This is a genomic window from Rhodoferax sp. (assembly GCF_030646845.1).
GTDB lineage: Bacteria > Pseudomonadota > Gammaproteobacteria > Burkholderiales > Burkholderiaceae_C > Rhodoferax.
The window spans coordinates 177,130-199,242 of the sequence record NZ_JAUSLE010000007.1 but is presented as its reverse complement, the minus strand read 5'-3'; the positions used below and the strand labels follow the sequence as shown (position 1 = coordinate 199,242).

26 protein-coding genes are annotated in these 22,113 nt (G+C 63.1%); 18 read left to right on the top strand and 8 right to left on the bottom strand.

Translation table 11 applies throughout. From position 1 onward, the window contains the following. Positions 1–4 precede the first annotated feature (4 nt). The 10 genes from Q7T10_RS02745 (at position 5) to Q7T10_RS02700 (ending at position 9,639) form a co-directional block, all read left to right on the top strand. Entirely contained in the window at positions 5–1,285 is a 1,281-nt protein-coding gene (locus tag Q7T10_RS02745) for a TRAP transporter large permease subunit (protein WP_304745634.1), read from the top strand. 87 nt (positions 1,286–1,372) lie between these two features. Then, positions 1,373–2,377, top strand: a complete 1,005-nt coding sequence (locus Q7T10_RS02740) for a TRAP transporter substrate-binding protein (protein WP_304745632.1) — start codon at positions 1,373–1,375, stop codon at positions 2,375–2,377. A gap of 150 nt (positions 2,378–2,527) precedes the next feature. Further along, entirely contained in the window at positions 2,528–3,361 is an 834-nt protein-coding gene (locus tag Q7T10_RS02735; RefSeq protein WP_304745630.1) for a shikimate dehydrogenase, read from the top strand. A gap of 11 nt (positions 3,362–3,372) precedes the next feature. Next, complete coding sequence (locus Q7T10_RS02730) at positions 3,373–4,257, top strand: 4-hydroxyphenylpyruvate dioxygenase (protein ID WP_304745628.1); 885 nt, start codon at positions 3,373–3,375, stop codon at positions 4,255–4,257. 10 nt (positions 4,258–4,267) lie between these two features. Beyond that, positions 4,268–5,161 carry a sugar phosphate isomerase/epimerase gene (locus tag Q7T10_RS02725; RefSeq protein ID WP_304745626.1) on the top strand — a complete coding sequence of 298 codons (894 nt, stop codon included), beginning with the start codon at positions 4,268–4,270 and terminating at the stop codon, positions 5,159–5,161. 30 nt (positions 5,162–5,191) lie between these two features. Continuing rightward, the gene (locus Q7T10_RS02720) at positions 5,192–6,190 is read left to right on the top strand and encodes an aldo/keto reductase (protein ID WP_304745624.1); all 999 of its coding nucleotides are present in this window, start codon (positions 5,192–5,194) and stop codon (positions 6,188–6,190) included. Positions 6,191–6,206: 16 nt separating this feature from the next. Continuing rightward, entirely contained in the window at positions 6,207–6,917 is a 711-nt protein-coding gene (locus Q7T10_RS02715) for an alpha/beta fold hydrolase (protein WP_304745622.1), read from the top strand. A gap of 120 nt (positions 6,918–7,037) precedes the next feature. Then, positions 7,038–7,511, top strand: coding sequence for a Spy/CpxP family protein refolding chaperone (locus Q7T10_RS02710; protein ID WP_304745620.1), 474 nt, complete (start codon positions 7,038–7,040; stop codon positions 7,509–7,511). A 17-nt stretch (positions 7,512–7,528) separates the two neighbouring features. After that, entirely contained in the window at positions 7,529–8,248 is a 720-nt protein-coding gene (locus Q7T10_RS02705) for a response regulator transcription factor (RefSeq protein ID WP_304745618.1), read from the top strand. Continuing rightward, a complete protein-coding gene (locus tag Q7T10_RS02700) occupies positions 8,245–9,639 on the top strand; it encodes a HAMP domain-containing sensor histidine kinase (RefSeq protein WP_304745615.1) in 1,395 nt (464 codons plus the stop codon). The genes Q7T10_RS02705 and Q7T10_RS02700 overlap by 4 nt, the downstream gene beginning before the upstream one ends. Before the next feature lie 3 nt (positions 9,640–9,642). Here the strand turns inward: Q7T10_RS02700 and Q7T10_RS02695 are convergent, their stop codons facing one another. Further along, entirely contained in the window at positions 9,643–10,677 is a 1,035-nt protein-coding gene (locus Q7T10_RS02695) for a lyase (RefSeq protein WP_304745613.1), read from the bottom strand. 217 nt (positions 10,678–10,894) lie between these two features. Between Q7T10_RS02695 and Q7T10_RS02690 the strand changes: the two genes are divergently transcribed. From Q7T10_RS02690 to Q7T10_RS02680, 3 genes are all read left to right on the top strand, one after another. Further along, complete coding sequence (locus tag Q7T10_RS02690) at positions 10,895–11,485, top strand: histidine phosphatase family protein (RefSeq protein ID WP_304745611.1); 591 nt, start codon at positions 10,895–10,897, stop codon at positions 11,483–11,485. A gap of 44 nt (positions 11,486–11,529) precedes the next feature. After that, positions 11,530–11,880 (top strand): nucleotide pyrophosphohydrolase, encoded by a 351-nt coding sequence (locus tag Q7T10_RS02685; protein ID WP_304745609.1) that lies wholly within the window; start codon positions 11,530–11,532, stop codon positions 11,878–11,880. A 195-nt stretch (positions 11,881–12,075) separates the two neighbouring features. After that, entirely contained in the window at positions 12,076–12,819 is a 744-nt protein-coding gene (locus Q7T10_RS02680; RefSeq protein ID WP_304745607.1) for a tyrosine-protein phosphatase, read from the top strand. Here Q7T10_RS02680 and Q7T10_RS02675 read toward each other — a convergent pair. Further along, complete coding sequence (locus Q7T10_RS02675) at positions 12,816–13,748, bottom strand: LysR family transcriptional regulator (RefSeq protein WP_304745605.1); 933 nt, start codon at positions 13,746–13,748, stop codon at positions 12,816–12,818. The genes Q7T10_RS02680 and Q7T10_RS02675 overlap by 4 nt on opposite strands. Before the next feature lie 95 nt (positions 13,749–13,843). On the opposite strand from Q7T10_RS02675, the gene Q7T10_RS02670 reads away from it, so the two are divergent. Together Q7T10_RS02670 and Q7T10_RS02665 are read left to right on the top strand one after the other, a co-directional pair. Beyond that, on the top strand, positions 13,844–14,179 hold the full coding sequence (locus Q7T10_RS02670; protein WP_304745753.1) for a protocatechuate 4,5-dioxygenase subunit alpha: 336 nt from the start codon (positions 13,844–13,846) through the stop codon (positions 14,177–14,179). Positions 14,180–14,204: 25 nt separating this feature from the next. Beyond that, positions 14,205–15,056, top strand: coding sequence for a class III extradiol dioxygenase family protein (locus Q7T10_RS02665; RefSeq protein WP_304745603.1), 852 nt, complete (start codon positions 14,205–14,207; stop codon positions 15,054–15,056). 82 nt (positions 15,057–15,138) lie between these two features. Here Q7T10_RS02665 and Q7T10_RS02660 read toward each other — a convergent pair whose 3' ends face one another. From Q7T10_RS02660 to Q7T10_RS02635, 6 genes are all read right to left on the bottom strand, one after another. Further along, entirely contained in the window at positions 15,139–15,453 is a 315-nt protein-coding gene (locus Q7T10_RS02660) for a hypothetical protein (RefSeq protein WP_304745601.1), read from the bottom strand. Positions 15,454–15,592: 139 nt separating this feature from the next. Then, a complete protein-coding gene (locus tag Q7T10_RS02655; protein WP_304745598.1) occupies positions 15,593–15,997 on the bottom strand; it encodes an RNA-binding S4 domain-containing protein in 405 nt (134 codons plus the stop codon). A gap of 50 nt (positions 15,998–16,047) precedes the next feature. Next, positions 16,048–16,557: a DUF1993 family protein gene (locus Q7T10_RS02650; RefSeq protein ID WP_304745596.1), complete on the bottom strand. Its 510-nt coding sequence runs from the start codon at positions 16,555–16,557 to the stop codon at positions 16,048–16,050. A gap of 30 nt (positions 16,558–16,587) precedes the next feature. Next, positions 16,588–17,805 (bottom strand): class I SAM-dependent methyltransferase, encoded by a 1,218-nt coding sequence (locus Q7T10_RS02645; RefSeq protein ID WP_304745594.1) that lies wholly within the window; start codon positions 17,803–17,805, stop codon positions 16,588–16,590. A 98-nt stretch (positions 17,806–17,903) separates the two neighbouring features. Beyond that, positions 17,904–18,560 carry an ATP-binding cassette domain-containing protein gene (locus tag Q7T10_RS02640; RefSeq protein ID WP_370653713.1) on the bottom strand — a complete coding sequence of 219 codons (657 nt, stop codon included), beginning with the start codon at positions 18,558–18,560 and terminating at the stop codon, positions 17,904–17,906. A gap of 62 nt (positions 18,561–18,622) precedes the next feature. Beyond that, a complete protein-coding gene (locus tag Q7T10_RS02635) occupies positions 18,623–19,051 on the bottom strand; it encodes a hypothetical protein (RefSeq protein ID WP_304745592.1) in 429 nt (142 codons plus the stop codon). Here Q7T10_RS02635 and Q7T10_RS02630 point away from each other — a divergent pair. The 3 genes from Q7T10_RS02630 (at position 19,050) to Q7T10_RS02620 (ending at position 22,089) form a co-directional block, all read left to right on the top strand. Further along, positions 19,050–19,217: a hypothetical protein gene (locus Q7T10_RS02630; RefSeq protein ID WP_304745590.1), complete on the top strand. Its 168-nt coding sequence runs from the start codon at positions 19,050–19,052 to the stop codon at positions 19,215–19,217. The two genes, Q7T10_RS02635 and Q7T10_RS02630, sit on opposite strands and share 2 nt — an antisense overlap. Positions 19,218–19,226: 9 nt before the next feature. Continuing rightward, entirely contained in the window at positions 19,227–20,723 is a 1,497-nt protein-coding gene (locus Q7T10_RS02625; RefSeq protein ID WP_304745588.1) for a sigma-54-dependent Fis family transcriptional regulator, read from the top strand. A 157-nt stretch (positions 20,724–20,880) separates the two neighbouring features. Further along, entirely contained in the window at positions 20,881–22,089 is a 1,209-nt protein-coding gene (locus Q7T10_RS02620) for a substrate-binding domain-containing protein (RefSeq protein WP_304745585.1), read from the top strand. Positions 22,090–22,113: the final 24 nt, after the last annotated feature.

Genomic DNA, 22,113 nt, shown 5'->3' with positions numbered 1-22,113 from the left:
TCACATGACGATCGTGATTTTTCTGGGTTCCTTGCTCGCCGCCATGGCGTTGGGAATTCCCATCTCTTTTTCCTTGTTGTTGTGCGGTGCTGCCTTGATGTGGCACATGGACATGTTTGACGCGCAAATTCTGGCGCAAAACGTGATCAACGGGGCGGACAGTTTCCCCTTGCTGGCAGTGCCCTTCTTCATGCTGGCGGGCGAGGTGATGAATGCGGGCGGTTTGTCGCGGCGTATCGTCAACTTTGCCATGACACTGGTGGGGCACGTCAAAGGCGGTTTGGGCTACGTGGCCATCGTGGCGGCGGTGATGTTGGCTGCCTTGTCCGGCTCCGCCGTGGCGGATGCTGCAGCCCTGTCTGCCTTGCTGCTGCCCATGATGGTGGCGGCCGGTCACGACAAGGCGCGCTCGGCGGGCTTGCTGGCTTCTGCCAGCATCATCGCTCCCATCATTCCGCCCAGCATCGGCTTCGTGATCTTTGGCGTGGCGGCGAACGTGTCCATTTCCAAGCTGTTCATGGCCGGCATTTTCCCCGGCATCATGCTGGCCATGTCGCTGGTCGTCACCTGGTGGTATGTGGCCCGCAAGGAAACCGTTGCAGTGCCGCCGCGCAAGTCAAAGGCCGAAGTGTTTGCCGCGTTCAAAGATGCCACCTTTGCGCTGGTGTTACCCGTGATCGTTGTGGTGGGGCTGAAGTTTGGCGTTTTCACACCGACTGAAGCCGCTGTGGTGGCGGCGGTGTACGCCATGTTGATCTCCACCCTGGTCTACAAAGAACTCAAACTCAAACAGATGTATGGCCTGTTTTTGGCGGCCGCCAAGACCACCGCCGTGATCATGTTCCTGGTGGCGGCTGCCATGGTGTCGGCCTGGCTGATCACCGTGGCGCAGTTGCCGGACGAGGTGGTTGCCCTGCTGCAGCCTCTGCTGGACAGCCCCAGGCTGCTGATGTTCGCCATCATGCTGCTGGTGATGCTGGTCGGTGCCGCCATGGACATGACGCCCACTATTCTGATCTTGACGCCAGTGCTGATGCCCATCGTCAAAGCCGCCGGGATTGACCCGGTGTACTTTGGTGTGCTGTTCATCATCAACAACGCGATTGGCCTGATCACGCCGCCCGTGGGCACGGTGCTCAACACGGTGGCGGGCGTCGGCAAGGTCAGCATGGATGAAGTGACCAAAGGCGTGTTGCCTTTCATGATTGCCCAGTTCGCCATCATGTTCCTGATGGTGCTGTTCCCCGAGATCGTCATGGTGCCTGCCCGCTGGTTCTACGGTTGATTTGATTTCTCTCGTGCGGGGCGCGTCTGGTACGCCGTGTCCTGCATTGATCTGTGTGCGTACTGTGAATCTTTTCAGGAGACAACAATGAAACGCATGATGATTAAAACCATGGTGGCCGCGGCGGCTTTGGCTGCTTTTGGCGTGGCCAACGCTCAGGTCAATGAGCACACCATCAAGTTCGCGACCCAGAACCCCAAGGGCCATCCCCTGGTGATGGGTATGGAAAAATTCGCCGAGATCGTCAAGACCAAGTCCGCCGGCAAGATCAAGGTCAACCTGTTCCCCGGCGGCGTGCTCGGTGGCGATGCCCCTAACGTGTCGGCTCTGCAAGGCGGAACGCTTGAAATGGTGACCATGAACTCCGGCATTCTGGCCAGCCAGGTCAAGGAATTCGCCATTTTTGACTTCCCCTTCCTGTTTGCCAACGGCAAGGAAGCCGACGCCGTGGTCGATGGTCCGTTCGGCAAGAAAATGCACGCCAAATTGCCCGAAAAAGGCATTGTGGGCCTGACCTACTGGGAACTGGGTTTTCGCAACATGACCAACAACAAGCGCGCCATCAACAAGGTGGAAGATTTTGCAGGTCTGAAAATCCGCGTGATCCCGAACCCGATCAATCTGGACTGGGTCAAGGCTCTCGGCGCCAACCCAACACCCATGGCCTTCCCCGAGGTCTATGGCGCGCTGGAATCCGGTGCCTTGGACGGCCAGGAAAACCCGTACTCGGTGATTTCCGCCAACAAGTTCTATGAAGTGCAAAAGCACCTCACCGTCACCAACCACGTCTACAACCCGCAGTCCGTCATCATCAGCAAGAAGTTCTGGGACAAGCTGACCGCCGATGAGAAAAAACTGATTGGCGATGCCGCTGTGGAAGCCGGCAAATACGAGCGCCAGGTGGCTCGTGAAGCTGCTGTCACGGCACTGGACGGCCTCAAGAAAGCTGGCATGCAAGTGACTGAGTTGCCTGCGGCTGAATTGGACAAGCTGCGCGACAAGATGCGCCCCGTGATCGCCAAGTACGCCGTGGCTGTGGGTCAGGAAACCGTGCAGGAAATCCAGGCCGAACTGGCCAAGGCCCGCAAGTAAGCCCCAGCCACCTGGGTCACCCGCCGCAGGTGCGCGCGAGTCACCCCTGGAAGAAACAATCATGGAAATTCTCATGCTTCACGGCATCAACCACAACCAGGGCTTTGCCGGCGGTGTGGCCGCAGCCCAAGTAGCGAAGGCAGCCTGGGCATGATCAACGGCAACACCGAAATCATCGCGCACATTGGTTTTCCCACGCACGCCTTCAAGGCGCCGATGATCTACAACCCCTGGTTTGAAAAAGCCGGGATCAACGCCATCGTCGTGCCCATGGGCTGCCAGGCGCAGGACTATCCTGACTTTTTGCGCGCGGTCTTCAAACTGACCAACATTCGTGGCGCGCTCATCACCATGCCGCACAAGGTCACTACGGTCAACCTGCTGGACGACGTATTGCCCAGTGCCGCAATTGCCGGCTCGTGCAATGCCATCAGGCGTCTGCCGGATGGCCGCCTGCAGGGCGACATGTTCGACGGAGAAGGCTTTGTGCGCGGCGTGCTGCGCAAAGGCCTGGTCTTGAAGGACGCAAGCGCCCTGGTGGTGGGTTGTGGCGGGGTGGGCTGCGCCATCGCGGCCTCGCTGGCGGCCGCCGGTGTGGGCGAGATGCATTTGTTTGACGTCAACGAGGATGCGGCCCGTGGCCTGGCACAACGCCTGCTGCGGCATTACCCGCAAATGACCGTGCGCGCAGGTGTGAATGACCCGGCTGGCTTTGACCTGGTGGTCAACGCCACGCCGATGGGCATGAAGGAAGGCGATGCCATGCCCATGGACGTCTCGCGTATCGAGCCCCGCACTTTTGTCGGCGAAGTGGTCATGAAGACCGAGATGACGGCTTTCCTCGCTGCCGCGCAGGCGCGCGGTTGCCGGATTCAGTTGGGCTCAGACATGCTGTTTGAGCAGATTCCCGCGTACCTGGAGTTTTTTGGATTTCCCGGCACCACGCCCGACGTTTTGCGCTCCGTGGCCCGGTTGAACTATTGAGGAGAAGTTTCATGACGATCCCGCACCCCACCCACCGCGAAGCCGTCCCTGATATGCCCAATCGACTCGGGATCGACGGCATTGAGTTTATTGAGTACGCCACCAGCCGCCCGCAAGCGCTGGGGCAGGTGCTGGAGAGCATGGGCTTTCGGCCGGTTGCGCGGCATCGCTCGCGCGAGATCGTCCTGTACCGTCAAGGCGGGATGAACCTGGTGGTCAACGCGCACCCGGACGACGCCCGCGTCAGCGCCACCGTCGATGGGCAGCCTGTGATCTCGGCGGTGGCCTTCCGGGTACAGGACGCGCTCAAGGCCCAAACCCGCTGCATGGACCTGGGCGCCTGGGAGGTGCCCAGTCACGCCAAGGCCATGGAGCTGCACATTCCGGGCATCCGGGGCCCGGGCGGCAGCCGCTTCTACTTTGTGGACCGCTGGAAAGAGTTCTCCATCTACGACATCGATTTCTGTCCGATCCCCACCGTGGACCCCGCGCCCCCCGCGTTGGCGGGCATGACTTACTTCGGCCTGGTGCAGTACATCGGTGCCGACCGCAGCGCCGATTGGGTGTCTTACTACCAGAACATGTTTGACTTCAGCCTGATTCCCAATGAACAGCGCTTCGGCATACTGCCCAAGGGCACGCTCATGCGCAGTCCCTGCGGTAGATTTTTGTGGCAGTTGATTGAACCCGATCCCATGATGGATGAAGACCAGGCGCCCGAGCGCCTGCAACGCCTGGGCCTGGGTGTGCCGGATGTCAATGCGGCGGTGAGCCTGCTCAAATCCCGCGGTGTCGAGTTCGTGGAGTCGGCCCAGTTACACCCGGAAGACAGAGGCGCGTTGACCCGTACGGTGCTGGGTTCGGTGTCGTTCGAGCTGGTCCACCAGGTGGCGTGAGGGGCAGACCATGAACATGCTCAACGGATTCGGGATGGACACCATCACCATGGCGGGTCCCTTGGAGGCCAAGCTCGATGCCATGGCCCAGGCCGGCTTCACCCAGGTGATGCTCAGCGCGCGTGACATCGTCGGCCACCCCGGCGGGCTGGATGCGGCGGTGGCGGCGGTGCGCGGTAGCGGCTTGCGGCCCACCGGCTTTCAGGTGCTGCGCGACTTTGAAGGTTTGTCGGGCCATTTGCATGGCTACAAGGTGGACATCGCCAAGTCGATGCTGGAGATGTGCGCCGCACTGGGCTCCAAGGTGCTACTGGCCTGTTCCTCCACTTCACGCCACGCCACGGATGACCTGGACCTGATTGCCCGCGATCTGCGCAAGCTCGCCATGCTGGCCGTGCCGCTGGGCATCAAGGTGGCGTATGAGGGCTTGTCCTGGGGCCGCACCATCAACGAGTTCACGACTTCGTGGGACGTGGTCTGCCGAGCTGACTGTCCCAACCTGGGTATCGGACTGGACTCTTTCCACATCTTTGCCGCCAAGACCCCGCTGGACAGCATCGATGAGCTGGACCCGGAACGCATTTTTCTGGTGCAGCTGTCAGACTTCATGTGGCAGGACACCCCCAGTTTTGAAGAGCGCATGGCCACCGCCCGCACCTTCCGGGTGTTTCCCGGCGAGGGTGTGCACAGCGACGCGCTCGCTGATCTGGTGCTGCGGCTCGACAGGATCGGTTACCGGGGCGACTACAGCTACGAAGTCTTCAACGACGACTACCAGCAGTTGCCCCTGCCAGTGGTCGCCGAGCGCGCCCGGCGCAGCACCCTGTGGCTGAGTGAAAACGTTCTGCACCGTTCGCCCCCGCTGCCTGAATGGGTGGGGCGCCAGGTCCCCATTGGTGTTTAGGTGAAAATCGTGTTTTGAGAAAAGAATTCCATGCAACAACGTCACCTTGGCCCCTTTCAAGTCTCTGCCATCGGCTTGGGCTGCATGAGCCTGAGCTACGCCTACGGCACACCGCCGCCGGTCGAACACAGCGAGCGCGTGCTGCTGGCCGCACTCGATGCCGGCGTCACGATGTTCGACACCGCCGCCCTCTACGGCTATGGCGTCAATGAAGAGCTGGTCGGACGTGTCCTCAAGCCACACCGCCGGCGCATCACCCTGGCCAGCAAGGGCGGCATGGCGGGCGTGACCTTCCCCGATGGCATCAAACGCATCATCGACGGCCGGCCCGAGGCCATTCGCCTCAATTGCGAAGACAGTCTGCGCCGCCTGCAGACCGATGTGATCGATCTCTACTACCTGCACCGCTTTGACAAGAAGGTACCGATCGAGGAGAGCGTCGGCGCCATGGCCCGCCTGGTGGAGGAGGGCAAGGTGCGCGCCCTGGGCCTGTCTGAAGTATCCGCCGTCACCCTGCGCAAGGCCCACGCCGTGCACCCCATCGCGGCGCTGCAGACCGAGTACTCGCTGTGGACGCGCAACCCGGAAATCGCCGTGCTGCAGGCCTGCCGTGAACTGGGCACCTCCTTTGTCGCCTTCAGCCCGGTGGCGCGCGCCTTCCTGACCGCCAAGCTGCTGGATGTCGGCACGCTGGACCCTAAAGACATCCGCCACGGCATGCCGCGCTTCGAGCCGGCCAACTACGCCGCCAACCTCAAGCTGCTGCCCGCTTATCTGGAGGTTGCGCGCGAAGTGGGTTGCACCCCGGTCCAGCTCGCGCTGGCTTGGCTGCTGCACCGGGGCGAGGACATCATCCCCATTCCCGGCACCACCAGCCTGGCGCATCTGAATGAGGATCTGGGTGCGGTGGACGTCAAGTTGAGCCCGGCCATCATGGCCCGGCTGGACACCCTCATCAACCAGAACACCGTGGTTGGCAATCGCTACAGCGCGCAGTCGCAAAGCGAAGTCGACACCGAAATGTTCTAACCGCGAGCCACCCGCCATGCAACCGACTCTGATACTCCTGCCCGGCCTGGTGTGCGACGCCGCCGTCTGGACGCCGCAAGTGGCCGCCCTGCAGGCGCAAGCCCAGTGCGTGGTGCCGGCCTATGGCCTGCGCGACACGCTCACCGCCATGGCCGAGCAGGTGCTGAGTGAGGCCCCTGCCGAGCGCTTCAGCCTGGCCGGCCACTCCATGGGCGGGCGCGTGGCGCTGGAGGTGATGCGCCTGGCGCCCCAGCGGGTGCAGCGCCTGGCCCTGATGGACACCGGTACCCAGCCGCTGGCCGCAGGCGAGGCGGGTGAGAAGGAGCGCGCCGGCCGCCTGGAGTTGCTGGCCCTGGCGCGCGCCAAGGGTATGCGCGCCATGGCGGACAAATGGGCGCGCGGCATGGTTCACCCCGAGCGCATCGACACGCCGCTGTTTGAATCCGTCCTCGACATACTGGCGCGCAGCAGCCCCGGGCAGTTTGCCGCCCAGATCAACGCGTTGCTGACGCGGCCCGACGCCAGCACGCTGTTGCCCACGATTCAATGTCCCACGCTGGTGCTGTGCGGGCGTGAAGACAGCTGGAGCACGCCGGCCCAGCATGCGCAAATGCGCGACGCCATTCCCAATGCAGCGCTGTGCGTCATTGAGCACTGTGGCCACATGTGCACCCTGGAGCAGCCGCAGGCGGTCACTGACGCGCTGGCGGCGTGGCTGCAGCGTTGACCGCCGCCGGTGGCTGACATAAACCGAAACAAACCGATACCGCGCAGACAGGACGCCACGCCCATCATGGGGCACCATGACAGCCTTGTTCATCCCTTTTTCAATCAAGGAAACACTGTCATGAAACCCTGGATCAAACGAACCCTCATTGGCCTCTTTGGCGCCGCCATCCTCGCGGGTGGCCTCACGGCCTGCGGCCACCGTCCCCATGGCTTCGGCGCCACAATGAGTGCCGAAGACACCGCCCAGCGCCGCGCCAAAATGGTGGAGCGGGTGAGCAGCAAACTCGAACTCAATGCAGACCAGAAGCAGCGTCTCACCGTGCTCGCCGACAAGCTGCAGGAGCAGCGCATCGCCCTGATGGGCCAGACCAAAGACCCGCGCGCTGACGTGAAGGCCCTGGTGGCCGGTGACAAGTTTGACAAGGCCCGTGCGCAGGCCCTTGTCACTGAAAAGACCACGGCGCTGCAAAGCAAGAGCCCGGAGGTCATCACCGCGCTGGCTGACTTCTACGACAGCCTGAACCCGGCCCAGCAGCAAAAAGTGCGCGACTTCATGGAACACCGCGGTGGCCGCTGGTTCCGCCGCGGGTGAGGCGGTGACAATGCGCTATGCCTCGCATTCTGCTGATTGACGACGACGCGCAACTGGGGCCGCCACTGGCGGCTTACTTCCAGCGCTTTGACATGACCCTGGAATGCGCCCTGCGCCCCAGCACTGGCCTGGCCCTGCTGCGCGGCGGAGGAGGGCATCACGGCGGCTTTGATGCCGCCATTCTGGACGTGATGCTGCCCGAGATGGATGGCTTTGAGTTGTGCCGCACCATCCGCAAGGAGAGCGACATCCCCATCATCATGCTGACCGCCCGTGGCGAAGTGATGGACCGCGTGGTGGGCCTGGAACTGGGCGCTGACGACTACCTGCCCAAGCCCTTTGAGCCACGCGAACTGGTGGCCCGGCTGCAAACCGTGCTGCGCCGGCGCAGCACCAGCGCCCCGGCGGCAGTGCGGCTGGTGTTTGACGGCCTGGTCATCGACCCCGCCACCCGCAGCGTGCTGCGCGGTGGCGAAGTGGTGGAGCTGACCGGCACCGAGTTTGACCTGCTGCACCTGCTGGCACGCGATGCCGGCAAGGTCTTCAGCCGTGACGACATCCTGAACCAGCTGCGCGGCCACGAGGCCGAGCTTTACACCCGCGCCGTGGACATTGTGGTGAGCCGCCTGCGCAAGAAGCTTGAGCCGCTGGACTGCATCAAGACCCTGCGCAACGCCGGCTACTCACTCGCCGTCGGCCGTGCCCAGCCCAGCACCGACGGCAAGCCCCAATCATGAACACGGTGCAAGCGGCCCCGGCCACGCGACGCCCGCGCTGGCACCGCCGCGCCCGCCATGCGCTGGCCCATTCGCTGCGCGTCCGACTGGTGGCGCTGTTTCTGCTGCTGGCGATGGCCATGGCCGCCACCTTTTTGTTCGGCATGCAGCGCGCTTTGTCGGTCGGCTGGCGCGAAGCCGCCCGCCCGCTGGTGGCCGACTACGTGGACCGCCTCGCCGCCGAGGTTGGCAGCCCACCCAGCGTGGAGCGTGCGCAAGCCCTGGTGCAGCGCTTGCCCGTCACCGTGCGCATCAGCGGCCCGCAGGTCAACTGGACTAGCCACGTCGAGGCGCCGGATCGCGCGAACCGCCGGGGCGAGGACCGCTGGCAAAGCGACTGGTCCGCCGACGACTGGCGCCGCAATGAGCCGCGCCTGCTGGAGCGCACCACGCCCGACGGCCACCGCATCCAGTTCAGCCTGAACCGCCAGATCTGGCACACCCGGCCACGCCTGGTGGGCTGGATCACGCTGGCCGTGCTGCTGGCCATGACGGCGCTGGCCTACGCCCGGGTGCGCCGCCTGCTGCGCCCGCTGGACGACATCCGCGCTGGTGCGCTGCGCTTTGGCCAGGGCGACTTTGGTCAACCGATTCCGGTGCACCATGCGGCCCGCCCGGATGAGCTGGGCGAGCTGGCCGCCACCATCAACACCATGGGCGGCGACATTCACCAGATGCTCGAGGCCAAGCGCGCCCTGTTGCTGGCCATCAGCCACGAGCTGCGCAGCCCGCTCACCCGCGCCCGCCTGAACACCGAGCTGCTGCCCGAAACCCTGGAGGTGCAACCGAGCCGCGACGCCCTGCTGCGCGACCTGGGCCTGATGCGCGACCTGATCACCGACCTGCTGGAGAGCGAGCGCCTGGCCAGCCCGCACGCCGCTTTGCAGCGCGAGCCGACCGACCTCGCTGCCCTGGTGGCGGAAGTTACCGCCAGTCTGCCCGGCGCTGCTGCCGTGCAGCAGCACATTGATTCCGACCTGCCCGCTGTCGCGCTGGACCGCACGCGCGTGCGCCTGCTGCTGCGCAACCTGCTGGACAACGCCCTGCGCCACAGCGCCGACGCGTCGCATCCGCCCAGCATCCATGTGCAAGTGGACAAGCCGGCGCAAGGGCAGCACAGAGGGCAGGGCGTGCGCATCACCGTGTGCGACCACGGCCCCGGCGTGCCTGAAGATCAGTTGCCCCACCTGGCCCAGCCCTTCTACCGCGCCGACGCCGCGCGTGAACGCGCCACTGGCGGCGTGGGCCTGGGTCTGTACCTGTGCAAGCTGGTGGCCGTGGCGCATGGCGGCACATTCACGGTGCGCAATGCGCAGCCGGGGCTGGAAGTTCAGGTTGTTTTGCCGGCCTGACGTTCAGGCCGTGTAGATCACCGAAATGTGCTCCGTGCCGCTCTCGGGCAGCCACACTTCGCCGGGGCGGCCCAGTATCTGGCGCACGCTGGCCCCCTCGCGCGGCATGGCGTAGCGCTCAAACTTTTCGGAGCGTGGATCGAATGACACCGTGGTGTTGTTGGCCCATTCGCTCACCCACACCACGTCGCGTTCGTCCACGTACACCGCGTAGGCACGGGGCTCGTTGCCCGGCAGCTTCCAGGTGCGCCAGCGGCTGGCGGGTGTGGTGGCTGCCGGGTCGTGCATGGAGAGGTTGCCGCTGTTCCACTCGCTCACCCAGATGCGGCCTTTGCTGTCGCTCCACACGCGGCGCGCGCCCTGGCTGGGTGTGGGTGGCTCCACCACGGTGGACTCGCCCGTGCGCCGGTCGATGCGCGCAATGAAGCTGCCCGCCAGCGAGCACCACCACACGTCGCCCGCCGGTGTGGCGCACATGCCGTAGGGCCCGCGCCCGCGCGGCGAGGCCCGCACACTCACCTGGCCGGTCTTTACCGTCACCTTGCCCACGTAGCCGCTTTGCCCGGTAAACCACAGGTCGCCATCGCCATCAAAAGCGCAGGTGTTCAGGTTGGCATACGGCGTGCCCGGCGGATGGGGAAAGCGGCGCACGGTGCGGTCGGGCCAGCTCACCCGCACCAGCGCGTTTTGCCCGCTGTCGGTCACCCAGGCCGCCTTGTCCGGCCCCTGAATGACGCCGTGCGGTGAGGAGCCCTGGCCCAGCGCCACCAGCTCAGTGCGGCCCGTTTTGGGATCAAACCAGCCCAGGTGTCCGCTGGCCTGCGCCGTGAACCACACCCCGCCGTCCGGCGCGGGCGCCAGGTCATGAATGCCAGTGCGCCGGCGCGTACCCAGCTTCCAGCCCTGCAATCTGCCGCTGCCCGGTGAGGCTGGCGCACCCTGCGCTTGCGCGGGTGGTGCCCACGCGCAGGTGAATGACAAAGCGCCAGCAGCACCGGCTACGCCCAGCGCCTGACGTCTGGTAAGGGTAGGGAACATGTTTCATCCCGCTTGGCAGTTTGACGGAAGGTGATTTTGCGCCTGCGGCGGCGGCTTGTGAATGGGCGGATGACTGCTATGAAAGTAGTAGCGTATCAAGCATATTCCACGGGGGCTAGAGGCCGATTCCTTATATGAATAGGGTCAAAGCCAGTCCCCTGGCCGCCCTCGCAGCCGCGTGCTAACCTCGTCAGAATCAACCCCAGCAGGAGGACCCATGCAGTCTCAATCATTGTTACCCGGCAAGGGCGCCACCCGGCGCGACGCGCTGGCCTTGTTGGCGGCTGGCGTGTGGCCAACGCTGCCTTGGGCTGCCGACGACAACAACAACGTCGCAGGTCTTTTGCGCGCTGGCGCCTGTGTCGTGCTGCTGCGCCATGCCGCCACGGTGCCGGGCATTGGCGACCCGCCGGAATTCAAACTGGATGACTGCCGCACCCAGCGCAACCTGAGCGTTGCGGGCCAGCAGGATGCACGCCGCATCGGCGCGTGGTTTCGCAGCAGCAATCTCAAGCCCCACGCCGTGCTGAGCAGCGCCTGGTGCCGCTGCAAGGACACGGCGGATCTCGCGTTTGGCACACATGCGGTCTGGCCGGCGCTGAATTCCACTTTTGGCGACCGTTCCCTGATGCCAGACCAGTCCAAGCTGCTGCGCCAGGCCATGACGCGCATTCCCGAGCGGCAGTTTGAAGTCTGGGTCACGCATCAGGTCAATATCTCGTCCCTGGCCGAACAGAGCCCGGCCATGGGCGAGGCTTTCGTTCTTGACCGCCAGGGCAAGCTGCTGGCGCGCACTACCTTTGCTTGAGATGGGGTAGGGTGCGTATTGGATTTCATACGCGGAATTAATTCATGAACAACGAACTTCAATCCCTGACCCAATCCCTGCGTGACTTCGCTGCAGCGCGTGATTGGGAGCAGTTTCATTCCCCCAAGAATCTTGCGTCGGCGCTGGCGGTGGAAGCAGCGGAACTGCTGGAGCCCTTCCAGTGGCTGACCGAAGAGCAAAGCCGAAGCCTGTCGGAGCCGAAGAAGGCCGAAGTTGCCGCCGAGGCAGCCGATGTCTTGCTGTACCTGCTGCAACTTTGCGACAAGCTGGATATTGATCTGATGGAGGCCGCCCGCCTGAAGCTGATTGTGAACGGCGAGAAGTATCCAGTGGCCAGTGCGCGTGGTTCCAGCAGGAAATACACAGATAGCTGAGATGCTATTTTTTGACATTTGCTATTAAAAGAATAGCGTATCACGCAATAAATACGGGGGCTAGAGGCCAATTTCTATTTTAAAATGACTACGCCGACCTGATTGCGTGCGACAAAGCCAGCCCGGAAAGCGCTGGAACTATAGGCCCCTGTTTGCGTCACACTGGTTTAACTTTTTTCCCGCACCATCGAATCCATGCAAATCCCCTCGCGCTCTCTAAACCTTACTGGTGCCACCAACTTCCGCGATCTCGGCGGCTACGTCGGGCACGATGGACGAACGGTGCGCTGGCGCCGGCTGTTCCGCTCCGACCATCTGGCCGCGCTCACCCCCGATGACTTGGCCACGCTGACCGGGCTGGGCCTGTCGCGGGCCTACGATTTCCGCGGGGTGACGGAGCGGGCTGCAGTGCCGTATGAGCTGCCGGGGGTGGCCTCTCATTCGCTGGCGATTGAGCCCACCGTGGTGCAGCGCATGAAGGAGCTGCTGCAGTCCGGCTACCACCCGACGGCGCAGGACACGGTGCGGCTGATGCAGCAGACCTACCGCGACTTCGTGCACGGCAACTCGCCGCGTTTTGCCGAGCTGTTCGGCCATCTGCTGGAGAGCGATGCGCCCGCGGTCTTTCATTGCACGGCAGGCAAGGACCGCACCGGCTTTGCGGCTGCGCTGATCCTGCTGGCCCTGGGCGTGCCGCGCTCGGTGGTGATGCAGGACTACCTGCTGACCAACGACCTGTTTCGCATGCCCATTGCCGGCCCCGCCCTGGCACCGCAGGAGGTGCTGAACGTGCTCTGGCGCGTGCAGGAAGATTTTCTGGATGCGGCGTTGCACACCGTCGAGGCCGACTACGGTGGCGTGCCGCAGTACCTGGAGAAGGCGCTGGGTCTGGGCCCCACGGAGCGGGCGCGGCTGGAAGCGCTGTATCTGCAGCGTTAAGAACTCGTCGGTTCAGCCCTGGCCAGTGCCGGCGCCACGACCGCTTCCAGCTCGGCGCGCAGCCATCGGTGGGCCGGGTCATGCTGGTGGCGCATGTGCCAGATCATGTACATCGGCATCGTGGGGCAGGGCACGGGCACCTTGGTGCTGGCCAAACCGCGCAGCAGGTGCGCCTGCAGCAGCCCGGGCAGGGTGGCCAGCAGGTCGCTGCCGCGCAGGAAAGGCGGCACGCCGGCAAAGCCCGGCACCATCACCAAAAACCGGCGCTGCACGCCGCGTGCCGCCAGCCACTGGTCCAGGTCGAGCGTGCGCTGGGGCTCATAAACCACGGTGACGTGGCCGGCCGCCAGGTACTCGGCGCGGGTTGTCGGCGCGGCGCGCTGGGTGGGGTCGTAAAACACGCGGTACTCGTCTTCAAACAGCCGCTTTTGCAGGATGTCGGTCCCTTCGGGTGGGCGCGGGCTGATGACGAGCTGGCAGTGCTCATGGCGCAGCATCTCCAGGCTGGGAATGTCCGAGGGAATCACGCGCAGCGTTACGCCGGGTGCCTGGGCGCGCAGGCGTGCCATCAGCGGGGGTAACAGTACATCGCGCTGGAAATCGTTGGCCGCCACGGTAAAGGTGGTCTGCCAGCGCGCCGGCTCGAACTCGCCCGACAGGCAGAAGCGCTCCATCGAGGACAACAGTTCGCGCGCCTGCACCGCCAGCGCTTCCGCCCGCGCCGTCGCCACGATGCCGCGGCCGGCCTTCACGAACAACGGGTCGCCGGTGATGGCGCGCAGCTTGTCCAGCAGGTGGCTGACGGCGGACTGCGTGACCCCCAGGCGCTGCGCCGCGCCGGTGACGGAGCCGGCCTCCAGCACCGCCAGCAGCAGTTGCAGCAGGCGGCCATCCAGGTTGGAATAATCTAATTTGCTCATGTATTGCATCATGATCCATGTGTTTATCTTTGGCAATGAACGCGCAATACTCCCGCTTGACGATGGTCAATAACAGGAGAGAAACCGTGGCTTCCACCAATCCCATGCCGAAGGTCCCGGGCACCACGCCCTTCGATGGCGAGCAGGCCCAAAAAGGCTACGCGCTCAACAAGATGTGTTTTTCGTTCAACTCGGCCGAAAACCGCGCCGAGTTCCAGAAGGACGAAGAGGCCTACATGCGCAAGTACGGCCTGAACGAGCAGCAGGCCGCCGCCATCCGCGCGCGCAATGTGCTGCAGCTGATTGCTGCCGGCGGCAACGCCTATTACCTGGCCAAGTTCGCTGGCATCTTCGGGCTGGACATGCAGGACATCGGCGCCCAGCAAACCGGCATGAGCAAAGAACAATTCAGGGCCAAGCTGGTGGCCGCTGGCAAGTAATCAATACAGGTACAGGAGAACACGCATGGCACAACTCATCGGCTGCATCGGCACGTCGCACATCCCCGCCATCGGCGGCGCGATTCACAAGGGCCTGCAGCAAGACCCGTACTGGAAGCCGTTTTTTGGCGGTTTTCCGCCGATTCGCGAGTGGCTGGGCCGCGTCAAGCCCGACGTGGTAGTGATGTTCTACAACGATCACGGCCTCAATTTCTTTCTCGACAAGATGCCCACTTTTGCCGTAGGCGCAGCGCCGCAGTACAACAACGCCGATGAAGGCTGGGGCATTCCCACGCTGCCGCCTTTCAAGGGGGAGCTGGACTTGTCATGGCAGATCATCAACACGCTGGTGGAGAAAGAGTTCGACATCGTCACCTGCCAGGAAATGCTGGTGGACCATGCCTGCACCTTGCCGCTGAAACTTCTGTGGCCCGAGGGCGACTGCCCGGTGACGGTGGTGCCAATCTGCATCAACACCGTGCAGTTCCCGTTGCCCAAAGCCAGCCGCGTCTATGCGATGGGCCGGGCCGTGGGCGAGGCGATAGCAGCGTGGGACAGCGACAAGAAAGTGGCCGTGATCGGCTCCGGTGGTCTGTCGCACCAACTGGATGGCGAGCGGGCGGGGCATATCAACAAGGAGTTTGACTTGCAGTTCATGGAGAGCCTGCAGAGCAACCCCGAGTGGGCCACGCAGTTCAGCATTCACGAACTGGTGGAGAAGACCGGCACGCAGGGCGTGGAGTTGCTGATGTGGCTGGCGATGCGCGCGGCGCTGACGACGGGCCCGGCCAGTGGTGTGCGCAAGGTGCACAGCAATTACCACATTCCGATCTCCAATACCGCTACGGGCCTGCTGGCGCTGGAAAAAATCGTCTGAGCTCATCTGGGAGCAGCCGCTCCGGCTGGTAAAGAAACAGCGCTTCATCCCCCTTGGCCGGGGCAGCCCCCTGGAGCGGCGCTTAGCGTTCTTTCACTTCGTGCAGTGTGGCGAGGTTCATCAGGGCTGACAGCACCTCGCGTTTGAACCCGACCCTTGCGTTGCCGAACCCGTCGCCACCGCTGAGGATCAGTTGTTCAAGGTATTCAACGCAGTCCTTGTGGCCCCAGAACACTTCGATTGATTTGGCAATGCGCGGATTGTTCGCGCGGACGATGGCCATTTCGGTGTCGATGCGGGTCGGCAGAGGCAGCTCGTGCAGCGGCATCGGCCGGGTGGGCTCATATTCAGCGTGCTGAGTGAGGTCTGGAAAGCCAACAGATTTCTTCTCGGACATGGGTGAACATTTTATGACTGTGCGGAGTCCCTGTCATCGGTTCTTGAGAAAACGCAACATTTGTTACGTGAAAAATGTTACTCGTTTCAGGCCTCTGTCGCGGTAGCCGGTGCAAAAACCCCAAGCTCCACGCCCCAAGTCATGGGTCAATCGACGTGCGCCATCGGTCATCCCTGGCTTTCTCGATATCACGCCGGTCACGTTTGGTGGGGCGACCGTGCTCAATCGTCTGCGCGGGTTCGCTGGCCAGGCGACGTTGCTCGGCGCCACGCTCCCGGTCCCGGATGCTGTCGGGAGTTTCGGCATACAGCGCTTGCGCAGTGGTGGCGGGCCCGCGCTGCTGGCTGATGCCCAGCACCGTGACCGTGCGGATGACCGGGCCCTGACGAATCACCACCGTATCGCCCATCCTGATTTCGCGCGACGGTTTGGCGTCCTGTGCGTTGACCTGGACCCGCCCTTTGACGATCTCCTCGGACGCCAGGGACCGGGTCTTGTAAAAGCGCGCGGCCCACAGCCACTTGTCTATTCGCAGTCGTTCCATCGATCGGCATTTCTCCGGTCTGTCAGATACGCTTCGGACGTATGCTGCGCTCAATAAGTTCCGATGTAGTCCTTCTTGCCCACGTCGACCCCGTTGTGGCGCAGGATGGCATAGGCGGTGGTGGTGTGAAAGAAGAAGTGCGGCAGCCCGTAATTGAGCAGGTAAGACTGGCCGGTGAAGCGCTTTTCTTTCGGCGTGCCAGCCTGCGTGACGATTTCTCGCGTGGCGGCTTCATCAAACCGGGCTACGTCCAGCCCTTCCATGAAAGCCAGCACAGTGTCAATGCGCGCCTGCAAGTCGCCAAAGGTCTGTTCGGTTTCCTCCAGCTTGGGCACCTCGACCCCAGCCAGGCGCGCCGACACGCTTTTGGCGAAGTCGGTGGCCACCTGCACCTGGCGTAGCAGCGGGAACATGTCCGGGAACAGGCGCGCCTGCAGCAGGGCGTTGGGGTCAATCTTTTTCTCGGTGACATGCGCTTCGGCATTGCGCAGGACGGCTTTGAGCCCGCCCAGCATCTGTTTGAAGACGGGGATGGAAGACGCGTAGATGGCGTTGGTCATGGGTTCTTTCGTGTGTCGATTGTGTGTTTACTAAATGGCGGCCAGACGCCAGAGCGAGGTCACTTCACGAGACCTCGCATCGGCCAGCGGATCAGCAGCATCCGACGCCTTGGGGTGTTGCGGCTTGGCGTCGATGCGGCTAATCACCCGCAAGCCGTTGCGCTCAAAAGCCTCAAGCAGTTCGGCGCGGGAGCGCAAGCCCAGGTGTTCCGCCAGGTTGGACAAGATCAGCCAGCCTTCACCTTTGGGCGCCAGGTGCGCAGTCAAGCCTTTGAGAAAACCCTGCAGCATGCGGCCGCCTTCGTCGTAGACGGCGCGTTCGATCGGCGAACTGGGCCGCGCCGGCAGCCAGGGCGGATTGCACACCACGAGGGACGCTTGGCCCTCGGGGAACAGGTCGGCCTGTACCAGTTGCACCTGTTCCGATACGCCGAGTTGAGCGATATTTTCACGCGCGCAGGCCAGGGCCCGCGGGTCCTGGTCGGTGGCCACGATTTGCCTGATGCCACGGCGTGCCAGTACGGCAGACAGCACACCGGTGCCCGTGCCAATATCAAATGCCACCAGCGAGGTCTGGCCGGGCGGGGGTTTAGGCAGGTGCGCGGTGGCGACCAATTGGATGTATTCCCCCCGCACCGGCGAGAACACGCCGTAATGGGGGTGAATGCGGTTGTGAGGTGGCTCGCCGAGTGCCGCGATTTCAACGCCTTTTCTGCGCCATTCGTGTGCGCTGGTGATGCCCAGCAGCTCACGCAGGGACGCCACCGAAGCGCCCGCTGCCGCGTCCGCCGGGCCCCAGGCTTCGGTGCAGGCTGTTTTCACATCGGGGGCACGGCGCAGGGGAATGCTGTGGTCGGCATTGAAAGGAATCAGCAGCATGCCCAGCATGCGTGCCCGCTGCGATTGCGCCAGGCGATGCTGGTGAAAGGCATCTGCAACAGGCACAACCTGGGCTGCCTTTTTGCGCTTGCGTGCGGGAACATTGTCGGCACGCCGCGCCAGCGCCTGCAGCAATTGCCGCGCGTTGTGGAAATCGCCGCGCCAGAGCAGGGCCGTGCCTTCGCAGGCCAGTCGGTAAGCGGTGTCGGCTGTGGTGGTGTCGTCAGCCAGAACGACCCGTTTCGGCGGCGGTGCGCCGCGCTCTGAGCGCCAGAGCGCGGAACGCTCTTCGCCCGCCTCGGTCCAGCGGATGACGGGCTGTTCGCTGGGGGCCGCTTCAGTAGTGACAGGGGGGGATGAATTCGGCATTGGCTTGGTACTACGCAAAAATGGATATCAAGTGTTTTAACAGATGGGCCATGGCCGCGTTTTGGCGGCGGGTGGGCGGAGTCGTCGGCGTCAATGCGTTAACGGTGTTCCAGATCGATGATCGCTGCCAGCGGCACATCGGGGGGCGCTTCGTAGTGGGCAATCACCCATGCACGTGCAGGGTGCTGCGCCGCGTCTTTTAGTAGCTCCAGCACAAAATTGATCGACGCCTTGTCCAGCGCGGCAAACGGCTCGTCCAGCAGTGTCACCGCAGCACCCGAAGCAAAGGCGGCGGCCAGCCAGACTTTGCGTTTGGAGCCGGTGGACAGCATGTACAGCGGCTTGTTCAGGTGCGGCGCCAGTGACAGGCCGTCTGTCAGGTCGCCCAGTAGTTGATCGTCAAACCCAGGGTAAAGGGCGTGCAGGGACAAGAAGTAGCCGACCGGTGTCATCTGGTCAAAAGCCGATGAGCGCGGGTCGGTCCAGAACACCTGGCGCCGCCAGTCGTCGGACAGCGCACCCAATGTGACGTTGTTGACCTTGATCTGTCCGGCATCAGCGGGCAGCTCCCCCGCCAATAATCTCAGCAGGGTGGTCTTGCCGCTGCCGTCACCGCCCCGCACCAGGGTGACTCCCGGCGGGATGTTTGCCGACAGACCGGCGAACAGCTCGCGCTGCGGGTAGCGCAAGCACAGACCGTCAATCTGCAGGATTGTTGGCGTGGGTATGGCGGGATGTTCGATGGATCGGCTCACTGTCATGTTGAGAATGGGTCGCCATTGTAGAAACACGGCTCGCCCAACGAGCCGGAAACGGGTCAGGGCGTTTTGGGCATGATCACGGTCTCGACCTGCTTGATGGTGCCGCCGCCCTGCACGCTGCCACTGGTGCTGCCAGAACCCATCACACGGGCCTTGCACGCAGCGCGATCGTCGCCCGCGAACACGTCGCAACGCCGTATGGCGTTGGCGCCATAGTCGGCGCCGCTGTTGTCCAGCGTGCCGCGGCGCTTCTCGACTTGTGCCGCGCCGGAACCTTTCAGGCAGGCCGCGCGTTCTTCACCCGAGGTGTTGACCATGCACCAGCCGCGTTCCCGCTGGTAGTTGCCCGAGGTGTCAATGCCCGTGTCTCCGACGACGCCGACCTGTGCGGTCGCAGCGGCGACGGCAAACAGGGCGCTGAGGCAAAAGTAGCTGACGGCCTTGCGGGCACTGATGGCACCGGTGGAAATGGCGGGAATGTTCATGCGCAGGCTCCTTGCGTTGGAAGATGAGCCAGTCTACGAAGCCGCACTGAATGGCGGCAGCGGACAAAGCCGCGTTCTGGCGTTGTTTGCAGCCCGTGTCGATGTAGGAGGTCATTACCTGCTCTGGCACGGCTTTCTGACCGTTGGGCTTCATGGTGCGCGGTAACATCCGCGCATGGAAAAAACCGACTCCCTGCCACGCGACGCCCAGAGCATTCTGGAGCTGGCGGCGCGCTCCATGTTCGACCTGTTTGCCAATGCCAGCGAGGGCATGATGCTGGTGGATCGGCAAGCCCGCGTGGTCTGGATCAACGAGCAGTACAAACGGTTCTTGCCCGCTTTGGGTTTCGAGCGCGTCGAGGATTTTGTCGGCCACCCGGTGGCCAGCGTGGTGCAAAACACGCAGATGCATCACGTGCTGGAGAGCGGCAAACCGATACTGATTGACTTGCTCACCAACCGGGCCGGCACCTTTGTGGTCAGCCGCATTCCGCTGCGCGACAACGTGGGGGAGGTGATTGGCGCGTTGGGCATCGTCTTGTTTGATCATGCGGAGACCAGTCTGCAGCCTCTGGTGGGCAAGTTTGCCCTGTTGCAGCGCGATCTGGATGATGCCCGACGTGAACTGGCGAGCGAGCGCATCAGCCAGCGCATGAGCCAGCGCAATGGCCAGCGTCAGTCCCGGTATACGTTTGCCAGTTTTGTGGGCGCCAGCCCCGCCGCCGTCGAGGTCAAGCGGCAGGCGCGACGGGCGGCGCAAACCGCCAGCCCGGTGCTGCTGCTGGGTGAAACTGGTACCGGCAAGGAATTGCTGGCCCACGCGATTCACGCCTCATCCGCGCGGGCGGACGGGCCTTTCATCAGCCTGAACATTGCGGCGGTGCCCGATACCCTGCTGGAGGCCGAGTTCTTTGGTGTGGCGCCCGGTGCCTACACCGGTGCTGATCGCAAGGGACGGGAGGGCAAGTTCCGCCTGGCGCATGGCGGCACGCTTTTTCTCGATGAGATTGGCGACATGCCACTGGGTTTGCAGGCCAAGCTGCTGCGCGCCCTGCAGGAAGGCGAGATCGAGCCACTGGGATCGAACAAGCTCATTCCGTTTGATGCACGGGTGATTGCCGCGACCTCGCGCGATTTGACCAGGCTGGTACGCGAAGGCCATTTTCGCGAAGACCTCTACTATCGCCTGAACGTGTTGCCCATACGGGTGCCACCGCTGCGGGAGCGGCGCGAGGACATTCCCGCGCTGGTGGAGGTATTGGGCGAAGACATGGCCCTGCGCAGCGGCGCACAGCCGCCCGAGCTCAGCGATGCGGCGCTGTCGCTTTTGTCCGCGCAAGTCTGGCGTGGCAACATCCGCGAGCTGCGCAATGTGCTGGAGCAGGCCACCATGCGCAGCGACTCGCACCGCATCGATGTGTCGCAACTGACGGCCGTGCTGCGCGAGGCGGGCGTTGCGCAACTCGAACCAATGCCAGCGCCCGCTGCACCGGGTGCGGCAGCAGGGGCCCTCACGGCGATGGTCCGGCCCCTGGCTGATCAGGTGGCCGAGCTGGAACGCGAAGCCATTGCCGCGGCCATGACGGCGGTCCGGGGCAACAAGGTGGCCGCCGCAAAAATGCTGGGCATTTCGCGTGCCAAGCTTTATGAGCGTCTTGGCGAAAATGCCTGAAAATCATACAAAGTGAATGAAATTCATACATCCTAAAATGTATGGAAATAATACAAAAATTCCCATTTGAAGGATTAATTCCAATTAAATCAATGACTTGCGATTTGGCATGTTTGGTGCATAGACTCTAAGGTCAATTACATAACAGGAGACAAATATGCATCGTCGTACTTGGGTTGCGCATACCGCGCTTGCTACTGCCGCATTGGCCTGCACCCTGACTTCCGGCTTGGCATTCAGCCAGTCCAAGGAAATCAAGATCGCCCACATTTACAGCAAGACCGGGCCGCTGGAAGCCTATGGCAAGCAAACCGCAACCGGTTTCATGATGGGTCTGGACTACGCTACTGGCGGCACCATGATGGTGGCTGGCAAGAAAATCGTCGTGATCGAGAAGGACGACCAGGGCAAGCCCGATATTGGCAAGAGCCTGCTGGCCGCGGCCTACGGTGACGACAAAGTGGACTTGGCCGTGGGCCCCACCGCTTCGCCCGTTGCATTGGCGATGCTGCCCGTGGCTGAGGAATACAAGAAGATCCTGTTGGTTGAGCCCGCTGTGGCCGACTCAATTACCGGCGACAAATGGAACAAGTACATTTTCCGTACCGGTCGCAACTCAAGCCAGGACGCCGCTGCGAACGTCGTGGCGCTGGACAAGCCCGGCAACGTGGTTGCCACGCTGGCGAACGACAACGCGTTTGGGCGTGACGGCGTCAAGGCGAGCAGGGAGGCCCTCAAGCATGCCAAGATCGTGCATGAGGAGTACCTGCCCGTCGGCACCACCGACTTCACGGCCGGCCTGCAACGCATCATTGACAAACTCAAGGACCAGCCGGGCAAGAAATACATCTCCGTGGGCTGGTCCGGCGCACCCGCGCCTTTCAGCAAGATCGCCGACCTGGAACTGAAAAAGCGCTATGGCATCGAGCTGGCCACTGGCGGCAATATTCTGCCGGCGATGGTGGCCTACAAGCAGTTCCCCGGCATGGAAGGCGCGCTGTATTACTACTTCGGCATTCCAAAGAACGCGATCAATGACGCGATGGTGTCCCGTCATTACAGTCAGTTCAAGACCCCGCCAGATTTCTTCACGGCCGGCGGCTTCTCAGCTGCGATGGCTGTCGTGACGGCGCTCAAGAACACCAATGGCGACGCTTCAGCGAATGCCCTGATCAAGACCATGGAGGGCATGAGCTTTGACACGCCCAAGGGCAAGATGACCTTCCGCAAGGAAGACCACCAGGCGATGCAGAGCATGTACCACTTCAAGATCAAGGCCGACCCGGCGTTTGCCTGGGGTGTGCCTGAACTCGTGCGCGAGATCAAGCCCGAAGACATGAACATTCCGATCAGGAACAAGCGGTAATTTTCAACCCCGTTCAGGCAGCGC

What these genes read in the sequence shown, in the direction of transcription:
- Q7T10_RS02710 (WP_304745620.1), top strand. Translation starts at nt 7,038, where the DNA reads ATGAAACCCTGGATCAAACGAACCCTCATTGGCCTCTTTGGCGCCGCC.
- Q7T10_RS02680 (WP_304745607.1), top strand. Translation starts at nt 12,076, where the DNA reads ATGCAAATCCCCTCGCGCTCTCTAAACCTTACTGGTGCCACCAACTTC.
- Q7T10_RS02695 (WP_304745613.1), bottom strand. Translation starts at nt 10,677, where the DNA reads ATGTTCCCTACCCTTACCAGACGTCAGGCGCTGGGCGTAGCCGGTGCT.
- Q7T10_RS02630 (WP_304745590.1), top strand. Translation starts at nt 19,050, where the DNA reads ATGCGCAGGCTCCTTGCGTTGGAAGATGAGCCAGTCTACGAAGCCGCA.
- Q7T10_RS02665 (WP_304745603.1), top strand. Translation starts at nt 14,205, where the DNA reads ATGGCACAACTCATCGGCTGCATCGGCACGTCGCACATCCCCGCCATC.
- Q7T10_RS02685 (WP_304745609.1), top strand. Translation starts at nt 11,530, where the DNA reads ATGAACAACGAACTTCAATCCCTGACCCAATCCCTGCGTGACTTCGCT.
- Q7T10_RS02660 (WP_304745601.1), bottom strand. Translation starts at nt 15,453, where the DNA reads ATGTCCGAGAAGAAATCTGTTGGCTTTCCAGACCTCACTCAGCACGCT.
- Q7T10_RS02635 (WP_304745592.1), bottom strand. Translation starts at nt 19,051, where the DNA reads ATGAACATTCCCGCCATTTCCACCGGTGCCATCAGTGCCCGCAAGGCC.
- Q7T10_RS02670 (WP_304745753.1), top strand. Translation starts at nt 13,844, where the DNA reads ATGCCGAAGGTCCCGGGCACCACGCCCTTCGATGGCGAGCAGGCCCAA.
- Q7T10_RS02650 (WP_304745596.1), bottom strand. Translation starts at nt 16,557, where the DNA reads ATGACCAACGCCATCTACGCGTCTTCCATCCCCGTCTTCAAACAGATG.
- Q7T10_RS02720 (WP_304745624.1), top strand. Translation starts at nt 5,192, where the DNA reads ATGCAACAACGTCACCTTGGCCCCTTTCAAGTCTCTGCCATCGGCTTG.
- Q7T10_RS02645 (WP_304745594.1), bottom strand. Translation starts at nt 17,805, where the DNA reads ATGCCGAATTCATCCCCCCCTGTCACTACTGAAGCGGCCCCCAGCGAA.
- Q7T10_RS02715 (WP_304745622.1), top strand. Translation starts at nt 6,207, where the DNA reads ATGCAACCGACTCTGATACTCCTGCCCGGCCTGGTGTGCGACGCCGCC.
- Q7T10_RS02705 (WP_304745618.1), top strand. Translation starts at nt 7,529, where the DNA reads ATGCCTCGCATTCTGCTGATTGACGACGACGCGCAACTGGGGCCGCCA.
- Q7T10_RS02735 (WP_304745630.1), top strand. Translation starts at nt 2,528, where the DNA reads ATGATCAACGGCAACACCGAAATCATCGCGCACATTGGTTTTCCCACG.
- Q7T10_RS02730 (WP_304745628.1), top strand. Translation starts at nt 3,373, where the DNA reads ATGACGATCCCGCACCCCACCCACCGCGAAGCCGTCCCTGATATGCCC.
- Q7T10_RS02690 (WP_304745611.1), top strand. Translation starts at nt 10,895, where the DNA reads ATGCAGTCTCAATCATTGTTACCCGGCAAGGGCGCCACCCGGCGCGAC.
- Q7T10_RS02725 (WP_304745626.1), top strand. Translation starts at nt 4,268, where the DNA reads ATGAACATGCTCAACGGATTCGGGATGGACACCATCACCATGGCGGGT.
- Q7T10_RS02745 (WP_304745634.1), top strand. Translation starts at nt 5, where the DNA reads ATGACGATCGTGATTTTTCTGGGTTCCTTGCTCGCCGCCATGGCGTTG.
- Q7T10_RS02740 (WP_304745632.1), top strand. Translation starts at nt 1,373, where the DNA reads ATGAAACGCATGATGATTAAAACCATGGTGGCCGCGGCGGCTTTGGCT.
- Q7T10_RS02620 (WP_304745585.1), top strand. Translation starts at nt 20,881, where the DNA reads ATGCATCGTCGTACTTGGGTTGCGCATACCGCGCTTGCTACTGCCGCA.
- Q7T10_RS02700 (WP_304745615.1), top strand. Translation starts at nt 8,245, where the DNA reads ATGAACACGGTGCAAGCGGCCCCGGCCACGCGACGCCCGCGCTGGCAC.
- Q7T10_RS02675 (WP_304745605.1), bottom strand. Translation starts at nt 13,748, where the DNA reads ATGCAATACATGAGCAAATTAGATTATTCCAACCTGGATGGCCGCCTG.
- Q7T10_RS02655 (WP_304745598.1), bottom strand. Translation starts at nt 15,997, where the DNA reads ATGGAACGACTGCGAATAGACAAGTGGCTGTGGGCCGCGCGCTTTTAC.
- Q7T10_RS02625 (WP_304745588.1), top strand. Translation starts at nt 19,227, where the DNA reads ATGGAAAAAACCGACTCCCTGCCACGCGACGCCCAGAGCATTCTGGAG.